Origin of the sequence: Aestuariibius sp. HNIBRBA575, from assembly GCF_040932005.1 — a bacterium.
Lineage (GTDB): Bacteria > Pseudomonadota > Alphaproteobacteria > Rhodobacterales > Rhodobacteraceae > CANLNM01.
The window spans coordinates 2,365,703-2,387,091 of the sequence record NZ_CP162414.1 but is presented as its reverse complement, the minus strand read 5'-3'; the positions used below and the strand labels follow the sequence as shown (position 1 = coordinate 2,387,091).

The 21,389-nt window shown below is 55.8% G+C and carries 19 protein-coding genes and 1 tRNA gene; 5 read left to right on the top strand and 15 right to left on the bottom strand.

Translation table 11 applies throughout. The annotated features are described in order from the left end of the window. Positions 1 to 35: 35 nt before the first annotated feature. The 5 genes from AB1F12_RS12045 to AB1F12_RS12025 all read right to left on the bottom strand — a co-directional run bounded on the left by AB1F12_RS12045 (position 36) and on the right by AB1F12_RS12025 (position 7,452). Entirely contained in the window at positions 36 to 1,385 is a 1,350-nt protein-coding gene (locus AB1F12_RS12045) for an ABC transporter substrate-binding protein (protein ID WP_368184617.1), read from the bottom strand. Next, entirely contained in the window at positions 1,382 to 2,527 is a 1,146-nt protein-coding gene (locus tag AB1F12_RS12040; protein WP_368184616.1) for a LacI family DNA-binding transcriptional regulator, read from the bottom strand. Before AB1F12_RS12040 ends, AB1F12_RS12045 begins: the two co-directional genes overlap by 4 nt. A 230-nt stretch (positions 2,528 to 2,757) precedes the next feature. Next, the gene (locus AB1F12_RS12035; RefSeq protein WP_368184615.1) at positions 2,758 to 4,053 is read right to left on the bottom strand and encodes an NAD(P)/FAD-dependent oxidoreductase; all 1,296 of its coding nucleotides are present in this window, start codon (positions 4,051 to 4,053) and stop codon (positions 2,758 to 2,760) included. Further along, on the bottom strand, positions 4,043 to 6,226 hold the full coding sequence (locus AB1F12_RS12030) for a thiamine pyrophosphate-dependent enzyme (RefSeq protein ID WP_368184614.1): 2,184 nt from the start codon (positions 6,224 to 6,226) through the stop codon (positions 4,043 to 4,045). The genes AB1F12_RS12035 and AB1F12_RS12030 overlap by 11 nt, the downstream gene beginning before the upstream one ends. Positions 6,227 to 6,237: 11 nt before the next feature. Then, entirely contained in the window at positions 6,238 to 7,452 is a 1,215-nt protein-coding gene (locus AB1F12_RS12025; protein WP_368184613.1) for an acyl-CoA dehydrogenase, read from the bottom strand. Positions 7,453 to 7,548: 96 nt separating this feature from the next. Here AB1F12_RS12025 and AB1F12_RS12020 point away from each other — a divergent pair, with 96 nt between their 5' ends. Both AB1F12_RS12020 and AB1F12_RS12015 read left to right on the top strand, forming a co-directional pair. Continuing rightward, complete coding sequence (locus AB1F12_RS12020; protein ID WP_368184612.1) at positions 7,549 to 8,457, top strand: LysR family transcriptional regulator; 909 nt, start codon at positions 7,549 to 7,551, stop codon at positions 8,455 to 8,457. Between the two features lie 115 nt (positions 8,458 to 8,572). Next, entirely contained in the window at positions 8,573 to 9,217 is a 645-nt protein-coding gene (locus AB1F12_RS12015; protein WP_368184611.1) for a DsbA family protein, read from the top strand. Positions 9,218 to 9,353: 136 nt separating this feature from the next. Here AB1F12_RS12015 and AB1F12_RS12010 read toward each other — a convergent pair. The 7 genes from AB1F12_RS12010 to AB1F12_RS11980 all read right to left on the bottom strand — a co-directional run bounded on the left by AB1F12_RS12010 (position 9,354) and on the right by AB1F12_RS11980 (position 15,402). Then, positions 9,354 to 9,428 (bottom strand) — tRNA-Glu (locus AB1F12_RS12010). Between the two features lie 124 nt (positions 9,429 to 9,552). After that, complete coding sequence (recJ, locus tag AB1F12_RS12005) at positions 9,553 to 11,319, bottom strand: single-stranded-DNA-specific exonuclease RecJ (RefSeq protein ID WP_368184610.1); 1,767 nt, start codon at positions 11,317 to 11,319, stop codon at positions 9,553 to 9,555. A 91-nt stretch (positions 11,320 to 11,410) separates the two neighbouring features. After that, entirely contained in the window at positions 11,411 to 11,968 is a 558-nt protein-coding gene (locus AB1F12_RS12000; RefSeq protein WP_368184609.1) for a cysteine hydrolase family protein, read from the bottom strand. After that, positions 11,968 to 12,933, bottom strand: a complete 966-nt coding sequence (glpX, locus tag AB1F12_RS11995) for a class II fructose-bisphosphatase (RefSeq protein WP_368184608.1) — start codon at positions 12,931 to 12,933, stop codon at positions 11,968 to 11,970. The genes AB1F12_RS12000 and glpX overlap by 1 nt, the downstream gene beginning before the upstream one ends. 85 nt (positions 12,934 to 13,018) lie before the next feature. Further along, positions 13,019 to 13,726 (bottom strand): ceramidase domain-containing protein, encoded by a 708-nt coding sequence (locus AB1F12_RS11990; protein WP_368184607.1) that lies wholly within the window; start codon positions 13,724 to 13,726, stop codon positions 13,019 to 13,021. Positions 13,727 to 13,761: 35 nt separating this feature from the next. Then, complete coding sequence (locus AB1F12_RS11985; protein WP_368184606.1) at positions 13,762 to 15,051, bottom strand: homoserine dehydrogenase; 1,290 nt, start codon at positions 15,049 to 15,051, stop codon at positions 13,762 to 13,764. Positions 15,052 to 15,108: 57 nt separating this feature from the next. Continuing rightward, the gene (locus AB1F12_RS11980) at positions 15,109 to 15,402 is read right to left on the bottom strand and encodes a hypothetical protein (protein ID WP_368184605.1); all 294 of its coding nucleotides are present in this window, start codon (positions 15,400 to 15,402) and stop codon (positions 15,109 to 15,111) included. Positions 15,403 to 15,507: 105 nt separating this feature from the next. Here AB1F12_RS11980 and AB1F12_RS11975 point away from each other — a divergent pair, with 105 nt between their 5' ends. Continuing rightward, positions 15,508 to 16,116 (top strand): TetR/AcrR family transcriptional regulator, encoded by a 609-nt coding sequence (locus AB1F12_RS11975; RefSeq protein ID WP_368184604.1) that lies wholly within the window; start codon positions 15,508 to 15,510, stop codon positions 16,114 to 16,116. Beyond that, the gene (locus tag AB1F12_RS11970; RefSeq protein WP_368184603.1) at positions 16,097 to 16,579 is read left to right on the top strand and encodes a hypothetical protein; all 483 of its coding nucleotides are present in this window, start codon (positions 16,097 to 16,099) and stop codon (positions 16,577 to 16,579) included. The genes AB1F12_RS11975 and AB1F12_RS11970 overlap by 20 nt, the downstream gene beginning before the upstream one ends. Here AB1F12_RS11970 and AB1F12_RS11965 read toward each other — a convergent pair whose 3' ends face one another. From AB1F12_RS11965 to AB1F12_RS11955, 3 genes are read right to left on the bottom strand one after another with little or no spacing between them, the layout of a single operon-like run. Then, positions 16,580 to 17,287, bottom strand: a complete 708-nt coding sequence (locus tag AB1F12_RS11965; RefSeq protein WP_368184602.1) for a TadE/TadG family type IV pilus assembly protein — start codon at positions 17,285 to 17,287, stop codon at positions 16,580 to 16,582. Beyond that, complete coding sequence (locus AB1F12_RS11960; protein WP_368184601.1) at positions 17,284 to 18,918, bottom strand: pilus assembly protein TadG-related protein; 1,635 nt, start codon at positions 18,916 to 18,918, stop codon at positions 17,284 to 17,286. Before AB1F12_RS11960 ends, AB1F12_RS11965 begins: the two co-directional genes overlap by 4 nt. A 3-nt stretch (positions 18,919 to 18,921) precedes the next feature. Then, complete coding sequence (locus tag AB1F12_RS11955) at positions 18,922 to 19,464, bottom strand: TadE/TadG family type IV pilus assembly protein (protein ID WP_368184600.1); 543 nt, start codon at positions 19,462 to 19,464, stop codon at positions 18,922 to 18,924. A gap of 399 nt (positions 19,465 to 19,863) precedes the next feature. Between AB1F12_RS11955 and AB1F12_RS11950 the strand changes: the two genes are divergently transcribed. Beyond that, a complete protein-coding gene (locus AB1F12_RS11950) occupies positions 19,864 to 21,291 on the top strand; it encodes a Glu/Leu/Phe/Val dehydrogenase (RefSeq protein WP_368184599.1) in 1,428 nt (475 codons plus the stop codon). Positions 21,292 to 21,389: the final 98 nt, after the last annotated feature.

Here is a 21,389-nt window from a genome sequence, read left to right as displayed (position 1 = left end):
GCGGACGGGAAGGCCGCCCCGACAGGTTTGGCTGCTTAGTCGATCGCAGCCAAGGCTTCGTTCATGGCGGCAACGGTTGCAGACGCGTCGCGCGCGCCATCAACATATTCCCGGACCAGACGGTTGATCACCTGCGAATTGATCATTTTCGATGCCAAGGACAATTGCCCCTCTGACACGCCCCAACGTTGTGCAACGTCCAGACCACCAACGATTTCGTCGATCATCGCTTGGTCATAGAGATCCCCCAGAGGCGCTTTGCGATCGACCCCCACCGGCAATGTTGCCCAAGCTTCGGCAAATTCGGTTGGGTTGTCGGCTGTGCCGCGGCGCACAGGGAATTTGCCTTCAGGTGCGATCGACAAGGTCTGGGTATAGCCTTCGTCCATGGAATATTGCACGAATTCCATCGCTGCATCTGTGGACGCATCCGTGGTCACACCGAAATAGCGGATGTCCCCCCATGCGGCGCCATCTGGGTTGGATGGACCAGAAAAGTTGGTCACGATCCCAGTGCGCGATGCCAATTCAGAGGATGTAGGATCATCGGTGATGGTGGGCGGGGCGCTGTCTCGCAGGCCGGCCAGTTCATCCAAAATGAACGGTGACCAGATGATCATCGCCGCATTGCCCGAGAAATAAAGCGACCGCGACTGATCCCAGTACAGCTCACCCGGAGGCGAAGCTTCGACGATGGCTTTGTAGAAATCCAGAACCTCGATGGTTTTGGCTTCGTCCAGCGCGGTGAAACCGTCGCGCCCAACCGGGGTCACGCCATTGGCCAAAAACACATGTTCCAGCACTTGGCTCATAAAATTTTCGTCAATCTTTGTGGGCGCAACAAAGCCGTACACCTCAGGTGGGTTATGCAGCGCTTCCAGCGCGGCTTGTACATTGGCGTAGGATGTCGGGGGTTGCAGGCCCTTTTCTTCGAACAGATCAGCGCGGTAAACCACCATCTGCGTCCAGCCATCCACCGGCACAGAGGCAAACCCATCCGCCGTGGCGGCCATGGTCAATGCACCGGGGGCAAATGTGTCTTCGCCCAGCATTTCAACCACATCGGTGGCCGCGTCTATGTCCAGAATCCCGGCTTCGGCCCATGGCAGCGCATATTGCAGCGGATGGTAAATCACATCCGGCAAATCCCCTGCCGCATAGGCGGCCGTGGCGCGGGTGCCCAGATCGGTTTCAGACACTGGGATCACTTCGACATTGTGACCGGACGCCGCTGCAAATGCCGCCGCCATTTCCTGCTGTTTTGCCAACCGTTCTGGCTGTTCTTCGGTTGTCCAGAACCGCAGATCGTCTGCGCTCGCGGCAAATGCCGACAACACAAGCGCCATCGCAGCGGTTCCTAAGGTCTGCGCCTTTAGGGTCATCATTTTGGTATCCTCCCGTTGGATATTTGATCGTCCGAATGGTTTCGGATTTTTCTGGCCAGTTCATTTGACGTCAGGGCGGGCGGAGCCGCCGATCCGCGATCCAGAAAATCGGCCAGTGCGGTTTCCTGCGCGGTATCTGGTATGTTTTTGGATGTGTTGCCCCGGATGATTTCGATCAACATGTGACCCAGCCGTTCCCCGGCTTCGCGGTGGCGCACGGAATAGGTGGACAGGGGCGGGGTTTGATAGGCGCCTTCGGGGATGCCATCATAGGCGATCACCGAAAAATCGCGCCCCAATGTCAGCCCCAGTTCCTGCGCGGCGTGATAGGCCCCCAAGGCAGCGCGATCCACGCTGAACACGATGGCGGTCGGCGGGCTGGGACGGCTGAGCAGCGATAGGGTGGCCAGACGGCCTGCATCGGGTGTGACGGCGTTTTCGATGATCAGATCAGGATCGATATCCAAACCTGTGACGTTCAATCCGTGCAAATACCCTTCGCGGCGTAATTTTGCATAAGTGTAATCCAAGCCCCCGTTTACAAAGGCAATTTGGCGATGCCCCATGGCCGACAAACGTACAACAGCCCGTTCCATCGCCCGTTCCCCGAGGATGTCATACCATGCACAATCCTGACTGGTTTCGGTGCGCCCAAACAGCACAAAAGGTGTGTTGGTGGCCTGTAACAGATCCACCCGCGGATCGAGCAACATCGTGCGTGGCAGGATAAATCCATCCGCTTTGCGGTCCCGCTGCAATTCTTGGATTTTTTCCAGCGTATCCTGCATGTCGGTGGATGTGGCGACCGACAATGTCCACCCTTCTGATGATGCAGCAAAAGAAATCCCCGCGAGGAAATCCGCCAAAAATGGGCTGGCTCCGTCGTGATCGCCGGTTTGAACAACAAGTCCCAAGGAACGTGTGCGCCCGGTTTTAATGGCCTGTGCATGGGACAGGGGGCGATAGCCCAATTTGGTTGCCATATTGGCGACGCGCAATCGTGTGGCATCGGCGATGTCTGGGTATCCGTTCAGGGCTCTGGACACGGTGCTTTTGGTTAAGCCAAGCGCGTCGGACACATCCGCAATCGTCACGCGACGCGTGGTGATTTTGTGGTCAGCGCGGTTGCGATGCTCAGACATATTTTCCTCCCTGATGTCAGGTTTTGCTCCGAAACCGGTTTCGGCAACGAATTTCTTTGAAAAGGGCTGAGTTTTTTAGCAATTCGTTGGAAATGCTGTGAAAAAAGTGGCGAAAGCGCGTATTTTTAGGACGAAATATGACACCGAAACGGGTTTCGGATTGGCGCAGGGACGATGAAAACGACTCGGTTCGCTTTGGCCTTGGGTGGTGGTACCATCAATGGTGTGGGCTATTTTGCGCCGCGATCACGGATCAAATGGGACAAGGTCGCACCGGTTTCGTAAAAGGCTTCGCACAGGCCCGAAAAGGCCACTGAGTGATCACGTTCTGGCGGTACAGGCAGGTGCGTTAGGTCCCCTGAAACCAAAGCGGACCCCATTTGGGTACCAAAAAACGTTCCCGGCCCAATACCCCGCCCAGAATAGCCAAAAATTGCAAAGGCATTGGGGCCGAATTGCAGGATTTTTGGGATGTGTTTTGGGGTCATGGCGATCCGTCCAAACCACGAATGGGCCAGGGGGGTATCACGCAACATTGGAAACATTTTTGACAATTTCCGCCTTAGCCAAGCGGAATGCACATTGCCGGCAATATGATCAAGTCGCCCCATCCCTCCAATGATCAACCGGCCTGACACGTCCATCCGCCATGATGACATTATCAAAGCCGTGTCCCAGCAACCCTCTTGGTTTGGCAGGATTTGGGCGCGCTGTTGGTCGTTCAAAGGGGGTGTTGCGGCCTGAAAATAGTGGATTGGAATTGTTTTCATTGGGATTTGCGGGGAAAATAGAGTTTCAAACGGGATTGTATATCCATTGGTCGCAACCAAGATTGACGTTGCGCGGATTTGGCCGTCAGGCGTTTTTATGCGCCAGAATTGCGCTTCTTTTTGCACCGATAATGCGGGGGAATGTTCAAATAACATGGCCCCATTTTTATGTGCCGCGCGCGCCAATCCTTTGGCATAAGCAAGGGGCTGGATCGTCCCGGCACGCGGATCAAAGAGCGCGCCACATAACCCCGACGTACCAACGCGTCGGGCCGTTTCACCTTCTGAGATCATCGCGACAGGGGCATCGCGGGCGCGTAGCTGCGCAAAACGGTTTTGCAGATCGCGCAATCCGCTGGGGGAATGGGCGCAATGCAATGTACCGTTGCGGACTGGGTCACATGCGATACCGTGCTGATTTATCAAATCAAACACCAGATCCGGCGCACGAGCCAAATGTGTGGTCAGCCGCTGCGCAATGTCGGCCCCCAGTTTTGAAGCGATGTCGTCAGGTGGCAACCACAGGCCTGCATTGACCAATCCAACATTGCGGCCAGACCCGCCTTGGCCAATTGTGCCCGCTTCGATCAAACAGACCTTTGCGCCTAGATTTGCGGCCTGTAACGCAGCAGAAAGGCCAGTATAACCCCCGCCGATTATTGCGATATCGCAGGTTATATAATCGCTCAAACTTGGGGCAGAAAACCTATCGCGGCACGTTTCGTACCACAATGTATCAGAGAGTTCAGACGTCATTCCACAATGCCCGCGCCGCCGCAGCAATGGAGCTGCGCGACGGCATGGTGGCCGCATATGCCGGGCCGGTGGCCACAAAGCTGTCCAGGGCTGCGATCCGCGCATGCGCAAGCGAGGTTTGTTCCTGCAGCATCGCCATCAAGGCCTCAGATTGGCTTCCTGTTGTGCGACATTCATCCACGATCAGCACCTTTTTAGCCCCTTGCAATGCCTCAAGAATACCGTTGATCGGCAATGGTGCAAGCCAGCGCATATCAATGACTCGGGCGCTGATCCCGTCGGCGGCCAGATCTGTGACCGCTTGGGTCGATAGATACCGACCATTGCCATAGGTCAAAATCGCCAGTGGTCCATCGCCATCAACCCCGACGTGACCCAGCCCAATACGCTGGTCCGGGGCGGGGTATTGTGCCATCCAACCGCCGTCTTTGTCGGTGATCAAATCGCGCATCGGATAAAGCGCGATAGGTTCCACAAACACCACCACGCGCTGTTCCTCGTGGGCCAAACGGACACATTCGCGCAGCATCATTGCCGCATCATCCCCGCGTGACGGGCAGGCGATGATGATCCCCGGAATGTCACGTAACACAGCCAATGAATTGTCGTTATGAAAATGCCCACCAAAGCCTTTTTGGTATCCAAGCCCGGCAATGCGCAGCACCATCGGATTGCTGAATTGCCCATTTGAAAAGAACGGCAAAGTGGCCGCTTCTCCTCTGAGCTGATCCTCGGCATTGTGCAAATACGCCAGAAACTGGATTTCCGGCATTGGGACAAAACCGTTATGCGCCAGCCCGATTGCCAGCCCGAGGATGCTTTGTTCGTCCAGTAGGGTGTCAATTATGCGATCGGCGCCAAACCGGTCCTGTAATTTCTGCGTGACGCCATAAACGCCCCCTTTGCGTCCGACATCTTCGCCCATCAAAATGATTTCGCGGTGCTGCAACATCAGGTCGGTTAACGCCCAGTTCAGCAATCGCGACATGGGTTGGGGGCTGGCCATCAGTTTGAAATCCGACCCAAACGCGGCTTGGCGAGCGTCGGGGTGAATTGGGTTTATCTCAGCGCAAGCGCGCGTTGGGGGGATCAGCGATGCCATCACCTGTTCGCCGGTTTGCAAATGAGGGCGGGTCACGACCTGTTGGGCGATGGTGGTGCAATGATCCTCGGCGTGTTGATACATCGCCAGAATATCATCCGGGCGAGCCGCCCCATATTCGATCAGCAAACGTGCGGAATGCAGCAATGGATCATCCGCTTCCCAGTCTTCGAACACCTGTTTTTGCAAGTAAGATTGCTGAACATCTGATCCGGCATGACCATAAAGCCGCACCAATGACAGATGCAGGAAAGCGGGCTTTTTCTGGTGGCGTACATAATCTGCCGCCGCCTGCGTTACGCGGAATGTTTCAAATAGATCCAGCCCATTGGCGCTAAAATAGGCCAAGCCGGGTTTATGGGCATAATTGGCGGCAACCCAGCCTTTGGGAGTGCGGGTGGAAATGCCTATGCCGTTGTCTTCGCAAACAAAAAGCAGAGGAAGGGGCGCGGATTGATAGGATGTCCAGCAGGCCGAATTGATTGCGCCCTGAGCGGTCGAATGGTTTGATGACGCATCCCCAAAGGAACACATGACGATGCCATCATTGGCCAGTGTCTGATGCTGCGGGGCATGGCGTTTGGCCAGCCCGATGGAATAGGCCGCCCCCACCGCTTTGGGTAAGTGGGACGCAATGGTCGAGGTTTGGGGCGGTATGTTCAAAGGCTTTGATCCCAGCACTTTGTGCCGTCCGCCTGAGATTGGATCATCCATCGCCGTCGCAAAGCTGAGCAGCATATCGCGAACCGGATCAATGCCAGACACCTGCGCCGACCGCATGGTTTGAAACGCCCCGTCACGGTAATGCAAAAACGCCATATCATCGGGCCGCAGGGCAGCGGCCACGGCGGCCATGCCTTCGTGCCCAGACGACCCGATCGTATAATAGCCTTGGCCGGCGGCCTGCATTTTGCGTGATCTGCGGTCTAAATTGCGGCTCTGGCACTGGGCTTTGAAAATCGCGAGGGCCTGTTTGCTGCTCAGCGGGCCAGAAGGCGCAGCGCCAATTGGGAAATCCCCCCTTGCGACCCGGTTGCGAAACGCCTGATCAACAATATCCGCACGATCCATGATCTAACCCTTTAGAAAAACGCCTGTAATCCAGTTTGTGCACGGCCCAAGATCAGAGCATGCACATCATGGGTGCCCTCATAGGTGTTCACGGTTTCCAGATTGATCATGTGGCGCATGATCTGGAATTCATCCGCGATGCCATTGCCCCCATGCATGTCACGGGAATGGCGGGCGATTTCCAGCGCTTTGCCGCAATTGTTTCGTTTGATCAGACTGATCATTTCGGGGGCGGCGCGGGCATCATCCATCAATCGTCCGACCTGCAACGCGGCCTGCAAACCCAGCGTGATTTCGGTCTGCATATTGGCCAGTTTTAGCTGAAACAGCTGCGTTTGCGCCAAAGGTTTGCCGAATTGTTTGCGATCCAGCCCATATTGACGTGCGCCGTGCCAGCACGCCTCGGCCGCGCCCATAACGCCCCACGCAATGCCGTACCGCGCCCGGTTCAGGCACCCAAACGGTCCTTTCAGGCCGCTTACATTCGGCAATAAGGCGTCTTCGCCGACTTGGACATCATCCATGACAATTTCGCCGGTAATCGATGCACGTAGCGACAATTTTCCGTCGATTTTTGGGGTCGTCAGGCCCGCCATGCCTTTTTCCAGAACAAAGCCTTTGATTTTGCCGTCATGGGCGTCGGATTTGGCCCAAACCACAAACACATCCGCGATTGGACTGTTGGAAATCCACATTTTGCTGCCAGTCAATGTGTACCCGGTGGCGGTTTTTGTGGCGCGGGTTTTCAGGCTGCCGGGATCCGATCCTGCATCTGGTTCCGTGAGGCCAAAACACCCGATCAACGTCCCCGCGGCCAAGCCGGGCAGATATTTCTGGCGCTGCTCTTGGGTGCCATAGGCATAGATCGGGTACATCACCAAAGAGGACTGGACCGACATCATCGACCGATAGCCGGAATCCACACGCTCAATTTCGCGGGCCACCAGACCATAAGACACGTAATTTGTCCCCAATCCGCCATATGTTTCCGGGATCGTTGTGCCAAGCAGGCCCATATCCCCCATTTCCCGAAAAATATCCGGGTCGGTGTGTTCCGTCGCATAGGCCTTGGTGACCCGAGGCTGCAATTTGTCCTGCGCAAATTCCCGCGCCGCATCCCGTAACATGCGTTCTTCTTGGGTTAATTGCGTGTCTAGCAGCAGGGGATCCTCCCAGGAAAAGGATGACAATTCCGGCTGGCTCTGGGCAGAAAGAGTATGGGGCATGAAAGGGTCCTGTCTTGCTATTTATTCATCAATACATCATGCAAAGCCGCCGAAAAACTGTTATTCGGGTATGAGAACATGCTAAATGGGAATGATATGACCGCATCACGCAGCCGCACCCCCGGATTGTCATGCCTGACGGCCTTTGAGGCGGTTGCGCGGCTTGGCTCTGTGACGGATGCTGCGTCTGAGCTGGATTTGACCCAAAGCGCGGTGAGCCGCCAAATCCAGCGACTAGAAACCCAATTGGGCACATCTTTGTTTGAAAGGGATCGCAAACGCCTGCGCCTGACGCAACCGGGGCGGCATTATGCGAGCGAAATTCGCGCAGGGTTGGCCCAGATTTCTGCCGCCACGATTGCCTTGCAGGCCAATCCGGATGGCGGCATTTTGAATTTGGCCATTTTGCCCAGCTTTGGCACCCATTGGCTGGCCCCCCGATTGCCGGATTTTCTGCGCAATCATCCAGGGATCACGTTGCATATGTCTACGCGGACAGTACCGTTTGATTTCACCGCAGCGCCGGGCGAAGCGGCGTTTCATGCGGCCATCCATCGTGGTCAAAACGACTGGCCGGGCACCAACGCGTTGAAATTGTGGGACGAACAAATTCTGGCCGTGGCAAGCGCGCAATTGCTGCAATCCGGCAAGGCCCAGTCGCTCCCACGTTTGCAGCTGGAAACCCGACCGCAGGCTTGGGCGCAATGGTCCACCGATCAGGGCTGGGCTGAGCACCGCCAACCCGTGATGGTGGTGGATCAATTTGGTACCATGTTGCGGGCGGCCCTTGCTGGGTTAGGGGTCGCTTTGATGCCGGATTATCTGGTGGCGCAGGAACTGGAAAACGGAACATTGGTGCAATTGCCAGATACCAAACCCACCAGCACGGGGGCGTATTATCTGGTTTGGCCAGAAAAGGGCGGCGAAAACCCGACATTGGTGGCGTTTCGCGATTGGCTATCCAGCCAGCCCGCGCCAGTTCCGATAGCGATCTCAGCGATGTAACGCGAAATTGTGATCCGCCAATTTGGCCGCTGCTCTGGCAACTGGTCCGGCGCATCCCTAGCTATTGTGCCAACCGCGCGATCACCGCGCATACCGTTTCAAATAGGACCTCTCGATGAAAAAGCCGCTCAGGATTGATGTTGTATCAGATGTGATGTGCCCGTGGTGCATCGTTGGCTATCAGCAACTGACCCGCGCCCTAGAGGCCGAGGGCACAGAGTACGAATTGCACTGGCATCCGTTTGAATTGAACCCAGACATGCCAGCCGAAGGGCAGAACCTGCGCGATCATCTGGTTGAGAAATACAACATCACGGTCGCGCAGTCAGAACAAAACCGCGCGCAGCTGACCGAATTGGGGGCAGGGCTGGGGTTTACGTTTCAGTTCAGTGACGCAACCCGGATGCATAACACGTTTAACACCCATCAATTGTTGCATTGGGCCGAGAGCTTGGATCGCAAGCACGATTTGAAACTGGCGCTGTTTGAGGCGTATTTCACCGATGGGCGCAACCTATCGGATGATTCTGTTTTGGCGGATATTGCGGGTGAAATTGGGTTGGATCGGGACGAAGCATTGGCCGTGTTGGCCGATCAACGGTACGCAAAAGCGGTGCGCGAGGCGCAAAGTTTTTGGGTCAACCAAGGCATCCGCGGCGTTCCGGCCGTGGTGTTTGACCAGAAACATCTGGTGACCGGTGCGCAAGGCGTTGAAAACTATTCCAACATCCTCAATCGGCTAGACAAAGCCCCTGCATAGGTCTGTCGGAATGTATGCGTTGGGCCAGTTTTTGGCCTGACGCGGATTGTCAAATGTATTGGCTGCTGAGTCAGCGATCATCCATGCCCCAACCAGCCCCAAAGGGCATCTGTCAGTATCAAAGCAAAGGAAAAAGTGGCAGCCCGTAGGGGAATCGAACCCCTCTTTCCAGGTTGAAAACCTGGCGTCCTAACCGATAGACGAACGGGCCACGCTTGCTGTGAGGGGGCTTTTAGATTGTGCGATGAAGGTCCGCAAGATGTTTTTTCAAACTTTTTCCAACTTCCTGAAAGAAAGTTAATTTGTCTGTCAAAACTTCATATTTTTAAGGCCTGTCAGGCCTCGGCGGCATCTTCTAATCGCAGCTGCACAGATTGACGCCCTTGCCACGTGTTCACATCCAGACGTCCCGCCAGATGGAATCGCCTGCCTTTGTGGTTCATCAACGCGCGCCCCATGTCGCTGTCCAGCGCGCCAAATGCGATTGCATCCATGCGCGCCGACAATCCATCGCCAAAACTCAGCTTTAGATGACCGCTGCCCACCTCTTTGGTGAACAGGATTTGGCAATCGGGCAGGGCGAATCGCGGCGCAGGAGAGGAGGCCCCGTAAGGCCCTGCCTCTTCGAGCCTGTTCACCAGTTCAACCGACGCGGCGCCGGGCATCAGGATACCGTCCAGTTTCAAATCTGACGGGCCCGCATCGCCGGCCCCCTGTTTGGCGAGCAATTCGCAAATGCGCGCCATGGCGGGTTCCAACTGGTCGCGTGCCACGGTCAGGCCCGCCGCCATTTTGTGCCCACCCCCCTTGAGCAACAGGCCATCGCTGACTGCGCGTTGGATCGACGCGCCCAGATCGACGCCATTGATCGAACGCCCGGATCCTTTGCCCTCATCGCCATCCAGCCCGATGACAATGGCGGGTCGGTTTGTGGCCTCTTTTAATCGGGACGCGACGATGCCAACCACGCCGGGATGCCAGCCTTCGCCTGCGGCCCAGACCAGCGGGCCGTCCAGGCCCCGTTCACGCGCCTGTTCCAATGCAGCGTCGCGTACAAAGGTTTCGATTTCGCGACGTTCGTGGTTCAGTTTGTCCAGCTTTTCGGCCAATGCGGCGGCTTCGTGCGGATCAGTTGTGGCCAACAGACGCGCGCCCAGATCAGCCGCCCCAATCCGTCCACCGGCATTCACACGTGGCCCCAACAGGAACCCAAGGTGATAGGACGTGGGCGTGGTATCCAACCCGGCCACATCCGCCAATGCTGTCAGACCGATGCGACGGCGCTGTGCTATCACCTTGAGCCCTTGGCGCACCAGGGCGCGGTTGACCCCAATCAGGGGTGCCACATCCGCCACAGTCGCCAGTGCCACCAGATCCAACATCGCCATCAGGTCAGGACCTTTGGCATTGTCTGCGCGCATTTGGCGGTTTGCCTCGACCAACATCAAAAACACGACCGCCGCAGCACAGAGATGCCCCAGATCGCCGGTTTCGTCCTGCCGGTTGGGGTTCACAACCGCATGGGCATCAGGCAGGGTTTCGCCGCCCAGATGGTGGTCCAGCACAATCACATCCGCCCCTTGGGCTGCCGCAATAGGATCATGGGACAGGGTCCCGCAATCCACACAAATGATCAGATCGTGCTTTGCGGCCAATTCGGCCATGGCTGGCTCATTTGGCCCGTATCCTTCGTCGATGCGATCCGGGATATACAATGTGGCCTGCAATCCCATCTGGCGCAGCCAATCGATCAACAGCGCGGCTGAGGTGCCGCCATCCACATCATAATCTGCAAATATTGCAATGCGTTGACGGTTTTTCACAGCCAACAGGAACCGCGTCGCCGCCTTTTCCATGTCGCGCAGTGATCGCGGGTCCGGCAGCAAATCCCGCAGGGCAGGGGCCAGATAGGTTTCGGCGTCTTGCGGGGCGATGCCGCGTTTCGCCAACACGCGGGCCAACGGCGCAGGCAGGCCGGTCTGCTGGATCAGCGTTTCGGCTTGGCGGTCTTCTTCGATGTTTGGACCTACCCATTTGCGCCCGGACAAAGACGTGCCAACGCCCAGAAAATCGGTTCCTTTGCCCGCAAGTGTATCATTCATGACTGCCCCCAAACGTTCCGCAAATGCCGTATTGATAGGGCACTTCTATCCGGCGCTGGTCGGGATAGAAAGCGGACACAGGGTTTTGCACTTAGTCGGCAAAAAACGACTGGGTTGGGCGGGCGATGACAAATTCACCATGCAAATGTGACACGGCGGAATTGTGGATGTCCGTGGCTGACATGGCTGGCAAATCGGACCAACCGGTGCTGGCATTGCCGGTGAAGGCTGCGCAGGCGTCGTGGGCCAAAGTGACGTTGAACCCCAGATTGGCGGCCATACGGCTGGTGGTGGACACGCAATGGGGCGTGGTCAATCCACAGATCACCAGATCGGTCACGCCAAGGGCGCGCAAATGAGGTTCCAGATCAGTGCCGATAAAGGCGGAATTGACGGATTTGTCGAAAATGACTTCGTCGGGCAGGGGGGTGACTTCGGGTTTGAAATCGGTGCCGCCTGTTTGTGGTCCAAGCGGCGATCCGGGTTCGACGCTGATATGGCGAATATGAACCACAGGGTGGTTCTGCGCACGCCATGCGGCCAGCAAACGACCGGCATTTTCTTCGGCCAGTGGGTTATTGCGATCGCCCCAGACCGGCGCATCAAAGCCGGTCTGGATGTCGATCAGGATCAGGGCAGGCCCAATCATTAGTCGCGCGGGTTGCGGTAAGACATGCGCCGCACCGACCCGGTTTTGGACCGCATCAACAATGTTTCTGTGGTCAGATAGCCGACTTCGCGTTTGATGCCGGGCAGCAACGAACCGTCTGTCACGCCTGTCGCGGCAAAGATCACGTCGCCTGTGACCATTTCATCGCGTGTATAAATACGGTCCAGATCGGTGATGCCTGCCTTGGCGGCGCGGCCCCGTTCGTCGTCATTGCGGAACAACAGCTGACCAAAGATTTGACCGCCCATACATTTCAATGCGGCTGCGGCCAGCACGCCTTCGGGGGCGCCACCGTCGCCCATATACATGTCGATGCCGGTTTGGTCGGGTTCCGCGCAATGCATAACGCCGGCCACATCCCCATCTGTGATCAGGCGGATCGCACAGCCCGTGGCGCGCAATTCAGCGATCATGTCTTCGTGGCGTGGACGTTCCAGAACGCAAACGGTGATGTTCCACGGCTCACAGCCTTTGGCTTTGGCCAGGGCCTGAACCCGTTCGGTTGGGGACATGGCCAGCGTCACAACGCCGTCCTCATAGCCCGGCCCAATGGCCAGTTTACGCATATAGGTGTCTGGCGCGTGCAGCATGGAACCGCGCGGGCCCATGGCAATCACAGCCAAGGCATTTGGCATGTCTTTGGCGGTCAATGTTGTGCCTTCCAGCGGGTCCAGCGCGATGTCTACCGCTGGGCCTTCGCCGCTGCCCACTTCTTCGCCGATATACAGCATTGGCGCTTCGTCGCGTTCGCCTTCGCCGATCACAACAACACCCTGAATTTCCAGCTGGTTCAGCTGGGTGCGCATCGCATCAACAGCCGCCTGATCCGCGGCTTTTTCGTCGCCACGACCGATCAGTTTGGCAGACGCAATCGCCGCTGCCTCTGATACGCGGGCCAAGCCCAAAGACAACATACGGTCGTGAAATTCGGGTGGCTTGTGCATTTCAAAGGTCCTTTGGGTCATTAGGTTGCCGCCATGTAGCGCAGGCAGAGGGCAATTTACAAGGTTTGGGTGCGTAAATACGCGGTTAAATACGTTGTTTTGCTGGGGTGGCGCGGATCAGCAATTGCAAAAGCAGCCCAACCATCAATCCGTTCAGAATGTGCCACATAAAATGGGTCCCGCCGGGAATCGCTTCGCATAGGGACATATCGACGGTGCGCGCCAACAGGGATGTGAAAAACACGGCCACCGCCCCCAAGGCCCAACCCCGTTGCGGATGCTTACGTCGCCACATCACAAAGGACAAAACCAACAGCGCAATCAAGGCGGGCGCGTATTGGCCAGATCCATTCAGCGGATCAACAGAATGCGTGTAATCATGCGCAAGCGTCGTGGTGTCGCCTTCGCCGATGGCAAAAAACACCGACGTGATAAAGCCACAAATTGCCCCGATCGCGACGATCTTGGCCAGTTTGCCGGGTTGGACACCCCCCAAACGGTTGACGCTGATCAGGACATACGCGGCGACAAATCCCCAGATCGGAATGACATCGGCCATCTCGCTCCAGCGGTTTGCATGGGTGTGAAACAGGTAGGATCCAACGCCGATCAACGCCGCCCAAGGGATCAGAACCCAGATTGCAGGCGACGTGATGCCACGGGATTTGGCGCTGAACCCCGCCCAGATTGCCGCCAAAACAAAGGCAATGTTGGACAGGGCGTTTACCGGCTCTGCCCAATAGGCCGGGCTTAGACGTTCACAATAGATGTCAACCGAGGCAAACCAATTCATCACTCATTACTCAACTAATACACGGCTTTTAAACGTTATTCTACGGTCTCGATCCGGATCACAACGGGCTTGGTCGCCACAACGCCGGTGCGATCAAACCCTTTCAGCGCGTCTTCGACGGCATTGCGAGTGGTTTTGTGGGTTACGATCAAAACAGGTGCCGCGCCGGCATTGTGGCCATATTGGCGCATCCGGTCGATGGAAATACCAGCCTCACCCAATTGGGTGGCGATTTTGGCCAAAGCGCCGGGTTTATCATGCAATTCCATGCGCAGATAATAAGGTGCGGCAATGGCGGCCCGTGCGGCGCGCGCCTTGGTCAGGCCAGCGGCCGGTTGGCCAAAGGTCGAAATGCGGATGCCACGGGCAATATCCATGATGTCGCCCAAAACCGCGCTGGCGGTTGGGCCTTCGCCGGCACCTGCGCCACGCAGCACAATCTGCCCCACATGATCGCCTTCCAGCACCACCATATTGGTGCCCCCTTCGAGCTGACCCAGCGGGGACGTGGCAGGCACAAGGCACGGCGACATGCGTTGTTCCAACCCCCGGCCGGTCATTTGCGCGACGCCTAACAGCTTGATTTTATAGCCCATATCGGCGGCTTGGCGGATATCTTCGATTGTGATCGATCCGATGCCTTCTAGTTCGACGGCGTCGAAATCGGGCTGTGTGCCATAGGCAATTGCCGCCAGCAGCGCCAGTTTGTGGCCCGCATCAATCCCGCCCACATCCAGATTGGGATCCGCTTCCAAATATCCAAGCCCATCTGCTTCGGCAAACGCCTCTTCGTAGGTCAGGCCAGCGTTTTCCATCCGGGTCAGGATGTAGTTGCAGGTGCCGTTCATCACGCCCATGACGCGGGTGATGTCATTGCCAGCCAAGCCTTCGGTCAGGGCTTTGATCACTGGGATACCGCCCGCAACCGCGGCTTCGAACCGGATGACATGGTTTGACGCTTCGGCAATTTCGGCCAGATTTTGGCCGTGATGGGCCAGCAGCGCTTTGTTGGCGGTGACGACATCTTTGCCACTGGCCAGCGCGGCTTCGGTTGCGTCCTTGGCGGGGCCGCTATCGCCGCCCATCAATTCGACAAATACATCAATGTCGTCGCGTTTGGCCAATGCAACTGGATCGTCTTCCCATGCATATCCATCCAGGGATACGCCGCGATCTTTGCCTTTGGACCGTGCAGAAACGGCGACGATTTCAATGGGCCGGCCGGTGCGTTCCGCCAGTAAATTGGCTTTTTGGTGCAGGATTTTAATCACCCCGACACCCACCGTGCCGAGACCTGCAATTCCGAGGCGAAGAGGAGTGGTCATGGCGTGCGTCTTTCGATCAGTTTCGGGTTCGACAGGGGGGATAGCGGGAAAGGCGGCTTACTGCAACGCAGAGGTGTCAATCCCACGTCGCATTCTGTTGCGCGTGGCCGTCGGGATCACGGGACCTTGCAGATTGGCAGCGCGGCTGCGCAATTGCGACAGCCGGGTTTGCAGATCCGCATTGATCGCGTCGAAATCGGTGGTTTGTCCGCCCAACCGATCGGCCTGTGCCAGAATCGGACCCAACGGAACAACACGCGGCGCGATTGCATTTTCAGCCGGCAAAGTGGCGTCAAGTTGCGGAAATTGCGTGCAACTGGCCAATAAAAATACAATCAACGCATACCGCATAACTTCTACCTGTCAGGTCGCCCGATGGTTCGGCGCGACCTTACCTGTGCCCGTCCGGTGATGCGAGGGGTTTTCAATTGAATGATTGTTCAGTTATCAAGGGCTATGGCACGAAAAACTGGATCACATTCCGATATCACTGGCCCCCGGGTGCGCGATGCCGCCTTGCGGCTGATTGCGCAACATGGCTATGCGGCGGTCTCAATGCGCCAGATTGCCAAAGAAGTGGGCGTGCAGGCTGGGGCGCTTTATAATTATACCAAAGACAAACAGGCCTTATTGTTTGATTTGTTGAACGCCCATATGGAATCGTTGTTGGCCGCCCTTGCTGGCGCAGACATCCAAGGTGACGCCGAACAGCAGCTCGAAGCGTTCACACGGTTCCACATTCAGTTCCACATTCCGCGCACGGATGAGGTGTTTTTGTCCTATATGGAGCTGCGCAATCTGACGCCGGACAACTTTGTCATGATCGAACAGATGCGTAAACAATATGAGGATGCCTTAGAAGCGATCCTTGTTCAGGGCGTAAATGAGGGTGTTTTTGCCATCGAGGACACCAAGGTCGCGACTTTGGCGCTGATTGCCCTTCTCACGGGCATGACCAACTGGTATCGGGCCGGGGGGCGCCTTTCGATCGAACGGATCGAAGAGATCTATCTGGATCTCGTGCGCAAATCGGTGGGGATGACCAATGATGATGGGACCAGATGAAAACGGTGTTTACGCAACCTTAAATGCCTCGGCCGGGCGCCGGTTGTTTGCGTTGATGGTTTTATACGCGCTCGGGGCGTTGTTGATTTATCTGGCCTTTACCAATCCCCCCGCTTTGATCTGGCAGGTGTTCCTGATTGCATTTGGGGCTGTGGTTCTGTTTGGGGCCGAACATTTGCGCCGGGCGACATTGTTGGTGTTGACCCTGACCGAAGAGGGATTGTCAGACAGCGCTGGGCGTGTTCTGGCGCGGATCGAAGACATCAAAGACGTTGAACGGGGCGTTTTTGCGTTTAAGCCGTCTAATGGATTTACACTTGTTTTGACCGAAAAACAGCCCCGCGCCTGGGCGCCGGGGCTGTATTGGGCATTGGGGCGCCGGGTTGGCGTTGGCGGGGTTACCTCTGCCGGGGCGTCCAAATTTATGGCCGAACAAATCGCGTTTCGGATTGCGTCCCGCTGATTAGCACACGGCCGCGACCGGATCATAATTGGGATCGTCGTTGAAACAAATCCGTTCGCTGAACCGAGGGCGGTAAAACACCAACGTATCCATTTGATACGGCTTGATATGCGGGCCAAATGTTTCTTGACCTGTTCCAAATGCGTCCCAAGCCAGATTAAAGGGCGGTTCATAGATGGCAAATGTTTCCACCAAGATAAGGCGTTCCGTGTGCAGCATCGTTGTCGGCAGTCGATCCGTGTATTCGGGGCTAATAAGCGCGGTGTTGGTCAACCGACCAACACCGCGCAGACCACCTGTGTCACGCGCCCGTCTGCCACGCCATTCAGACCAAACCCGGTAATACCGGCCCCGATTGGCATTCCAGCTGATAACCGAAATACGCACACCAGTGCGCAGGCGCGAATGGGTCAACAATCCATGCAATTCGTACATGGAATCAATGATTTCGGGGGTCACAACGTCTTCGATTTCGCGGTTGTCGATCCGGCCGATAAAGTCGGCAATGGTGAATGTTGCCTTTTCCGTCGCGGACTTTGCGCGGAATGCGTCAAAATAGACGAACATCCCCAGATAGCACCAAAACAACATCGGGACGACCAGAACCATTTCGATCGAAACAGATCCCCGTTCGTCGCTGCGAAACCGGTCGATCCGATCTCGCAACAAGATGCCGCAGCGGGTGAGAAAGGTAGGGGTGCGCATCATTGTACGAGCCTCAGTTCATTCACCTGACGTGCGATGGATTGGAACGCATCCATGATTTCTGGACCACCCACACGATAGAAGTGGGACGCCGAGGATGCGCAATCTGCCATCACAGCCGCGGATGGATCGTCAACCTCAAAGCCGATCGTGTAGACCACCATATTGTTTGGATCACTTTTGGCGACGTCACAAATGTCATCTAGACGACTGTTTTTGGTCCCTGCATTTACCGTTTCCAGGATGTTGTTGTACTGGGAATTGTAATCAGACGACCAGTCGTGCTGGCGACCATAGTGATAGTCTGCGTTATATTGCATCGTCACTTCGTTCATGAGTTCCGAATAGGGCAGTTGACGCAAGTTGGCAGGCACTTCCCAATCGCGACGCCATTGGTTGCCCCAGCCATACCGTTCCGCCCGCGGATAGAACCAACGTTCGTCGGGGATACCGTCGCCATCCCGGTGGCCTTCTTCGTCGGAATCCACAAAGTAGTGGCCAGAAACCGGATCTTCGTAAACGTCGGACATGGACCCGCGCAGGGTGTCATCCAGCATATATTGCGTGGTGTTTTTCCCATCCGTCATCACAATCACGATTTTCATCGATTGACCGCTGGCCACGGTATAGGGGCGACCAGAGAAGACAGAGTTTACTTCGTTATTGGCGATCAATGCGTTGATGGCAGGCTGTGCGGATGGATCCAACAGTGCCACGCCCCATTTCACCCCAATATCGATGGACGTGTTCCCACCTGGGGTCAACGCGTTGATATGGGCTTTCAGGACATCTGGGTCGCCGCTCATGGGCAGGATCGCAGACGCAGCTTCGGGGCGACATACATAAGACCGGTTATAATGGTCATAGCGCACCGGGCCATATTTCCCCCAAGGGGCAAAATGCTGTGTGTGTTCCAGCGCTTGGTTTGTTGGCAATGACACAGTGTTAAAGTCATCGTAGTCAAAGTTCACACAGCTGGAATAATTGTGCCCACGGGTCACGTTATACTGGTCCAGCAAATTGGGCGGCAAAGCCACCTGTGTGGAATAGGGGATGATGCTGATCGACACTTCGTCGGGATCAGAACGCTGATAAATCATATCCACAAACAGATTTGCGGCCGCTTGCAATTCCTCAAGCTTGGTTGTCGTTCCGGTGTTGGATGCCCACCCCATAGAGCCGGAAATATCCAGCACCAGCGAAATTTCAACTTCTGAAACGCTCTCTATTGCGGTGCCGGTCGAAGGCGCGTCCAATTGGGTGATGCCCATCATGTTCATAAACAAAGTGGGCAATTCAATGGTCGCATCCGCAGTGACGGACCGGTAATTGATGCCTTCGACAACCACGGGGCTGCCGGTTTGCACAAAGTCAGACATGCCACATTTGTCCATATAATCATTGAACACGGTGGCTGGGTCGTTTCCCTGATCCAAATCAGCCGCGGCCAGCAACGCCGTATCGGTGCAGCTTTGCAATTGGGCGCGGGCCGTTTCAAATCGCATCAGATCAACGGCCATACCTCCGATCGCCAGCATCATGACAAACAGATACAGTGAAAAAATGATCATGCCGCCATCTTCGTCTTTGCGAAAGCGCGTCAAAAAGTCTTTGGGATTGGAGTTGATAAACATGGCTTAACCTGGCTCCATGACAAATGCAGAGGTCGTAACGATGGCATATGCCCCGTTGGATTCCTTGGGCATACGGAACCCCAGACCTGTTGTGGGAAAGATGGGATCAAACAGCGCGCAGACGCGCAGGACCATCAGCTCATTCATGCCCCCGGTAGTAAAGCTGCGCGCCGGGGCGGCGGGATCATTCCGATCGACGCAATCCGCATCACGCGGAATATCAACCCATGCTGCTGTATCAATCCGAACCATTTCGATTTTAACGGCGCTCTGGCAATCCGGGATAATCCCGGCGCCATTGCAGACCATATCGCGCAGTTGATCGGCGTTGACCTGATTTGTGGTCCCCAATCGGACGGATCGCACCGCCAGATCCACACCCCGTTCCAGCATCACATTGCGGATCATCATCAGACCCATTTCAAAGGAACAAAGGAAAATAGTCATGATGAACGGAACGACCAACACGAATTCGATGGTGGAATTGCCGTCTTCGTCGCGACGGAATTTGCGAAGCCAAGATAACGTCGGGCGGGCAAACATCATGATTGTCCCCCCATAAATGGGCGGCAAGGAAACGCTGAAGCGCGCTTTGCTGCGATTTGGCCTGCGGTTTTCACAATTCACCTCTAATATTTGCCGTATCAGGATCGGTCCGGCTGGCGTAATACAGACTACACCGCAGCCTTTGTCGCATTCATTCTGGGCCAGAATGAGGCGAGGTTTGGGGCGAATTGGGTCAATTAACCATTTATTAAGACACAATCCCGGCGCAGGCCTGGGCATTGTTGCGCAACGAGAAATCAATCGCGATTATTTCCGTAAAAGTCGTCTGACCTGTGGAAAAGTCCAGATTGGGACAAATCACTGCCTAATATTGTCGCAGTTGTTAACCGAATCACGTCAGGATCATCCAGTGATTTGCCATTAACCGGAGCTCTACCCATGTCTCAGCGCGAACCAAGCTTTCGTGAATCCGTCGATATTATGTTTAACCGTGCCGTGGCCCTGATGGATCTGGCACCCGGTATCGAAGAAAAAATTCGCGTCTGTAACGCGACCTATACGGTGCGCTTTGGGGTGCGTCTGCGTGGTGAAATGAAGACGTTTACCGGCTATCGATCGGTTCATTCTGAACATATGGAACCGGTAAAAGGCGGCATTCGTTTCGCAACCTCGGTTAACCAAAACGAAGTCGAAGCGCTTGCCGCTTTGATGACCTACAAATGCGCCTTGGTCGAAACCCCGTTTGGGGGATCCAAAGGTGGGTTATGTGTTGATCCTCGCGAATGGGATGAACACGAAATGGAACAAATCACCCGGCGTTTTGCCTATGAATTGTGCAAACGTGACCTGATCCATCCCTCTCAGAACGTTCCTGCACCTGATATGGGCACGGGCGAACGGGAAATGGCGTGGATTGCGGATCAATATCGCCGCATGAACACCACCGACATCAACGCCAATGCCTGTGTGACCGGCAAACCGGCCCATGCAGGCGGCATTCAGGGCCGCGTCGAGGCGACAGGGCGCGGTGTCCAATATGCATTACGTGAATTTTTCCGCCATCCTGATGACGTGCGCGCCGCCGGGTTGGATGGCAGCTTGGACGGTAAAAAAGTCATCGTCCAGGGGCTGGGAAATGTGGGTTATCACGCCGCGAAATTCCTAAAAGAAGAAGATGGATCGCTGGTTACAGGCATCATTGAACGCGATGGCGGCGTGTTTGACCCCGATGGGATCGACGTCGAAGCCGTCCATCATTGGATTGTCAAACATGGCGGCGTCAAAGGCTATCCAACGGGCACCTATGTGGAAAACGGCACCTTGTTGCTGGAACAAGATTGCGACATTCTGATCCCCGCGGCCCTTGAGGGGGTGATTAACCTTGAAAATGCGGCACGCATTAAGGCCCCTTTGATCATTGAAGCAGCCAACGGCCCAGTCACCGCCGGAGCGGATGAAATTCTGCGCGAAAAAGGGGTGGTTATCATCCCAGATATGTATGCAAATGCGGGCGGTGTGACCGTTTCCTATTTTGAATGGGTCAAAAACCTGTCGCATATCCGATTTGGTCGGATGCAGCGCCGCCAGGAAGAGGCGCGTCATGAATTGATCGTGCGCGAACTGGAACGGCTGGATGAAAGCATGGGGGATCGCTGGTCTTTGAACGGCAATTTCAAAGAGCGGTATCTACGCGGCGCAGATGAGCTGGAATTGGTGCGGTCAGGTTTGGATGACACGATGCGAACAGCCTATCAGTCCATGAGCAATGTTTGGCATGAACGCAGCGATGTCGAAGATTTGCGCACGGCGGCCTATCTGGTTTCAATCGATCGCGTCGCGCAGAGCTATACAGCCAAAGGCCTATAACGCTTCACTTTTCCTCAAGAAATGGGCGCTACCTGCTCACATCAAATTTATCAGAGCTGCCGGCATCAATGTCGGCAGCTTTTGGGTTGCTGGCCAAC

Coding starts and splice junctions, on each gene's coding strand:
- AB1F12_RS11970 (WP_368184603.1), top strand. CDS start 16,097: ATGATGATGGGACCAGATGAAAACGGTGTTTACGCAACCTTAAATGCC.
- AB1F12_RS11985 (WP_368184606.1), bottom strand. CDS start 15,051: ATGACCACTCCTCTTCGCCTCGGAATTGCAGGTCTCGGCACGGTGGGT.
- AB1F12_RS12040 (WP_368184616.1), bottom strand. CDS start 2,527: ATGTCTGAGCATCGCAACCGCGCTGACCACAAAATCACCACGCGTCGC.
- recJ (WP_368184610.1), bottom strand. CDS start 11,319: ATGAATGATACACTTGCGGGCAAAGGAACCGATTTTCTGGGCGTTGGC.
- AB1F12_RS12030 (WP_368184614.1), bottom strand. CDS start 6,226: ATGGATCGTGCGGATATTGTTGATCAGGCGTTTCGCAACCGGGTCGCA.
- AB1F12_RS11990 (WP_368184607.1), bottom strand. CDS start 13,726: ATGAATTGGTTTGCCTCGGTTGACATCTATTGTGAACGTCTAAGCCCG.
- AB1F12_RS11980 (WP_368184605.1), bottom strand. CDS start 15,402: ATGCGGTATGCGTTGATTGTATTTTTATTGGCCAGTTGCACGCAATTT.
- AB1F12_RS11975 (WP_368184604.1), top strand. CDS start 15,508: ATGGCACGAAAAACTGGATCACATTCCGATATCACTGGCCCCCGGGTG.
- AB1F12_RS12045 (WP_368184617.1), bottom strand. CDS start 1,385: ATGATGACCCTAAAGGCGCAGACCTTAGGAACCGCTGCGATGGCGCTT.
- AB1F12_RS12000 (WP_368184609.1), bottom strand. CDS start 11,968: ATGATTGGGCCTGCCCTGATCCTGATCGACATCCAGACCGGCTTTGAT.
- AB1F12_RS11955 (WP_368184600.1), bottom strand. CDS start 19,464: ATGATGTTTGCCCGCCCGACGTTATCTTGGCTTCGCAAATTCCGTCGC.
- AB1F12_RS12015 (WP_368184611.1), top strand. CDS start 8,573: ATGAAAAAGCCGCTCAGGATTGATGTTGTATCAGATGTGATGTGCCCG.
- AB1F12_RS11950 (WP_368184599.1), top strand. CDS start 19,864: ATGTCTCAGCGCGAACCAAGCTTTCGTGAATCCGTCGATATTATGTTT.
- AB1F12_RS12020 (WP_368184612.1), top strand. CDS start 7,549: ATGACCGCATCACGCAGCCGCACCCCCGGATTGTCATGCCTGACGGCC.
- glpX (WP_368184608.1), bottom strand. CDS start 12,933: ATGCACAAGCCACCCGAATTTCACGACCGTATGTTGTCTTTGGGCTTG.
- AB1F12_RS11960 (WP_368184601.1), bottom strand. CDS start 18,918: ATGTTTATCAACTCCAATCCCAAAGACTTTTTGACGCGCTTTCGCAAA.
- AB1F12_RS12025 (WP_368184613.1), bottom strand. CDS start 7,452: ATGCCCCATACTCTTTCTGCCCAGAGCCAGCCGGAATTGTCATCCTTT.
- AB1F12_RS11965 (WP_368184602.1), bottom strand. CDS start 17,287: ATGATGCGCACCCCTACCTTTCTCACCCGCTGCGGCATCTTGTTGCGA.
- AB1F12_RS12035 (WP_368184615.1), bottom strand. CDS start 4,053: ATGACGTCTGAACTCTCTGATACATTGTGGTACGAAACGTGCCGCGAT.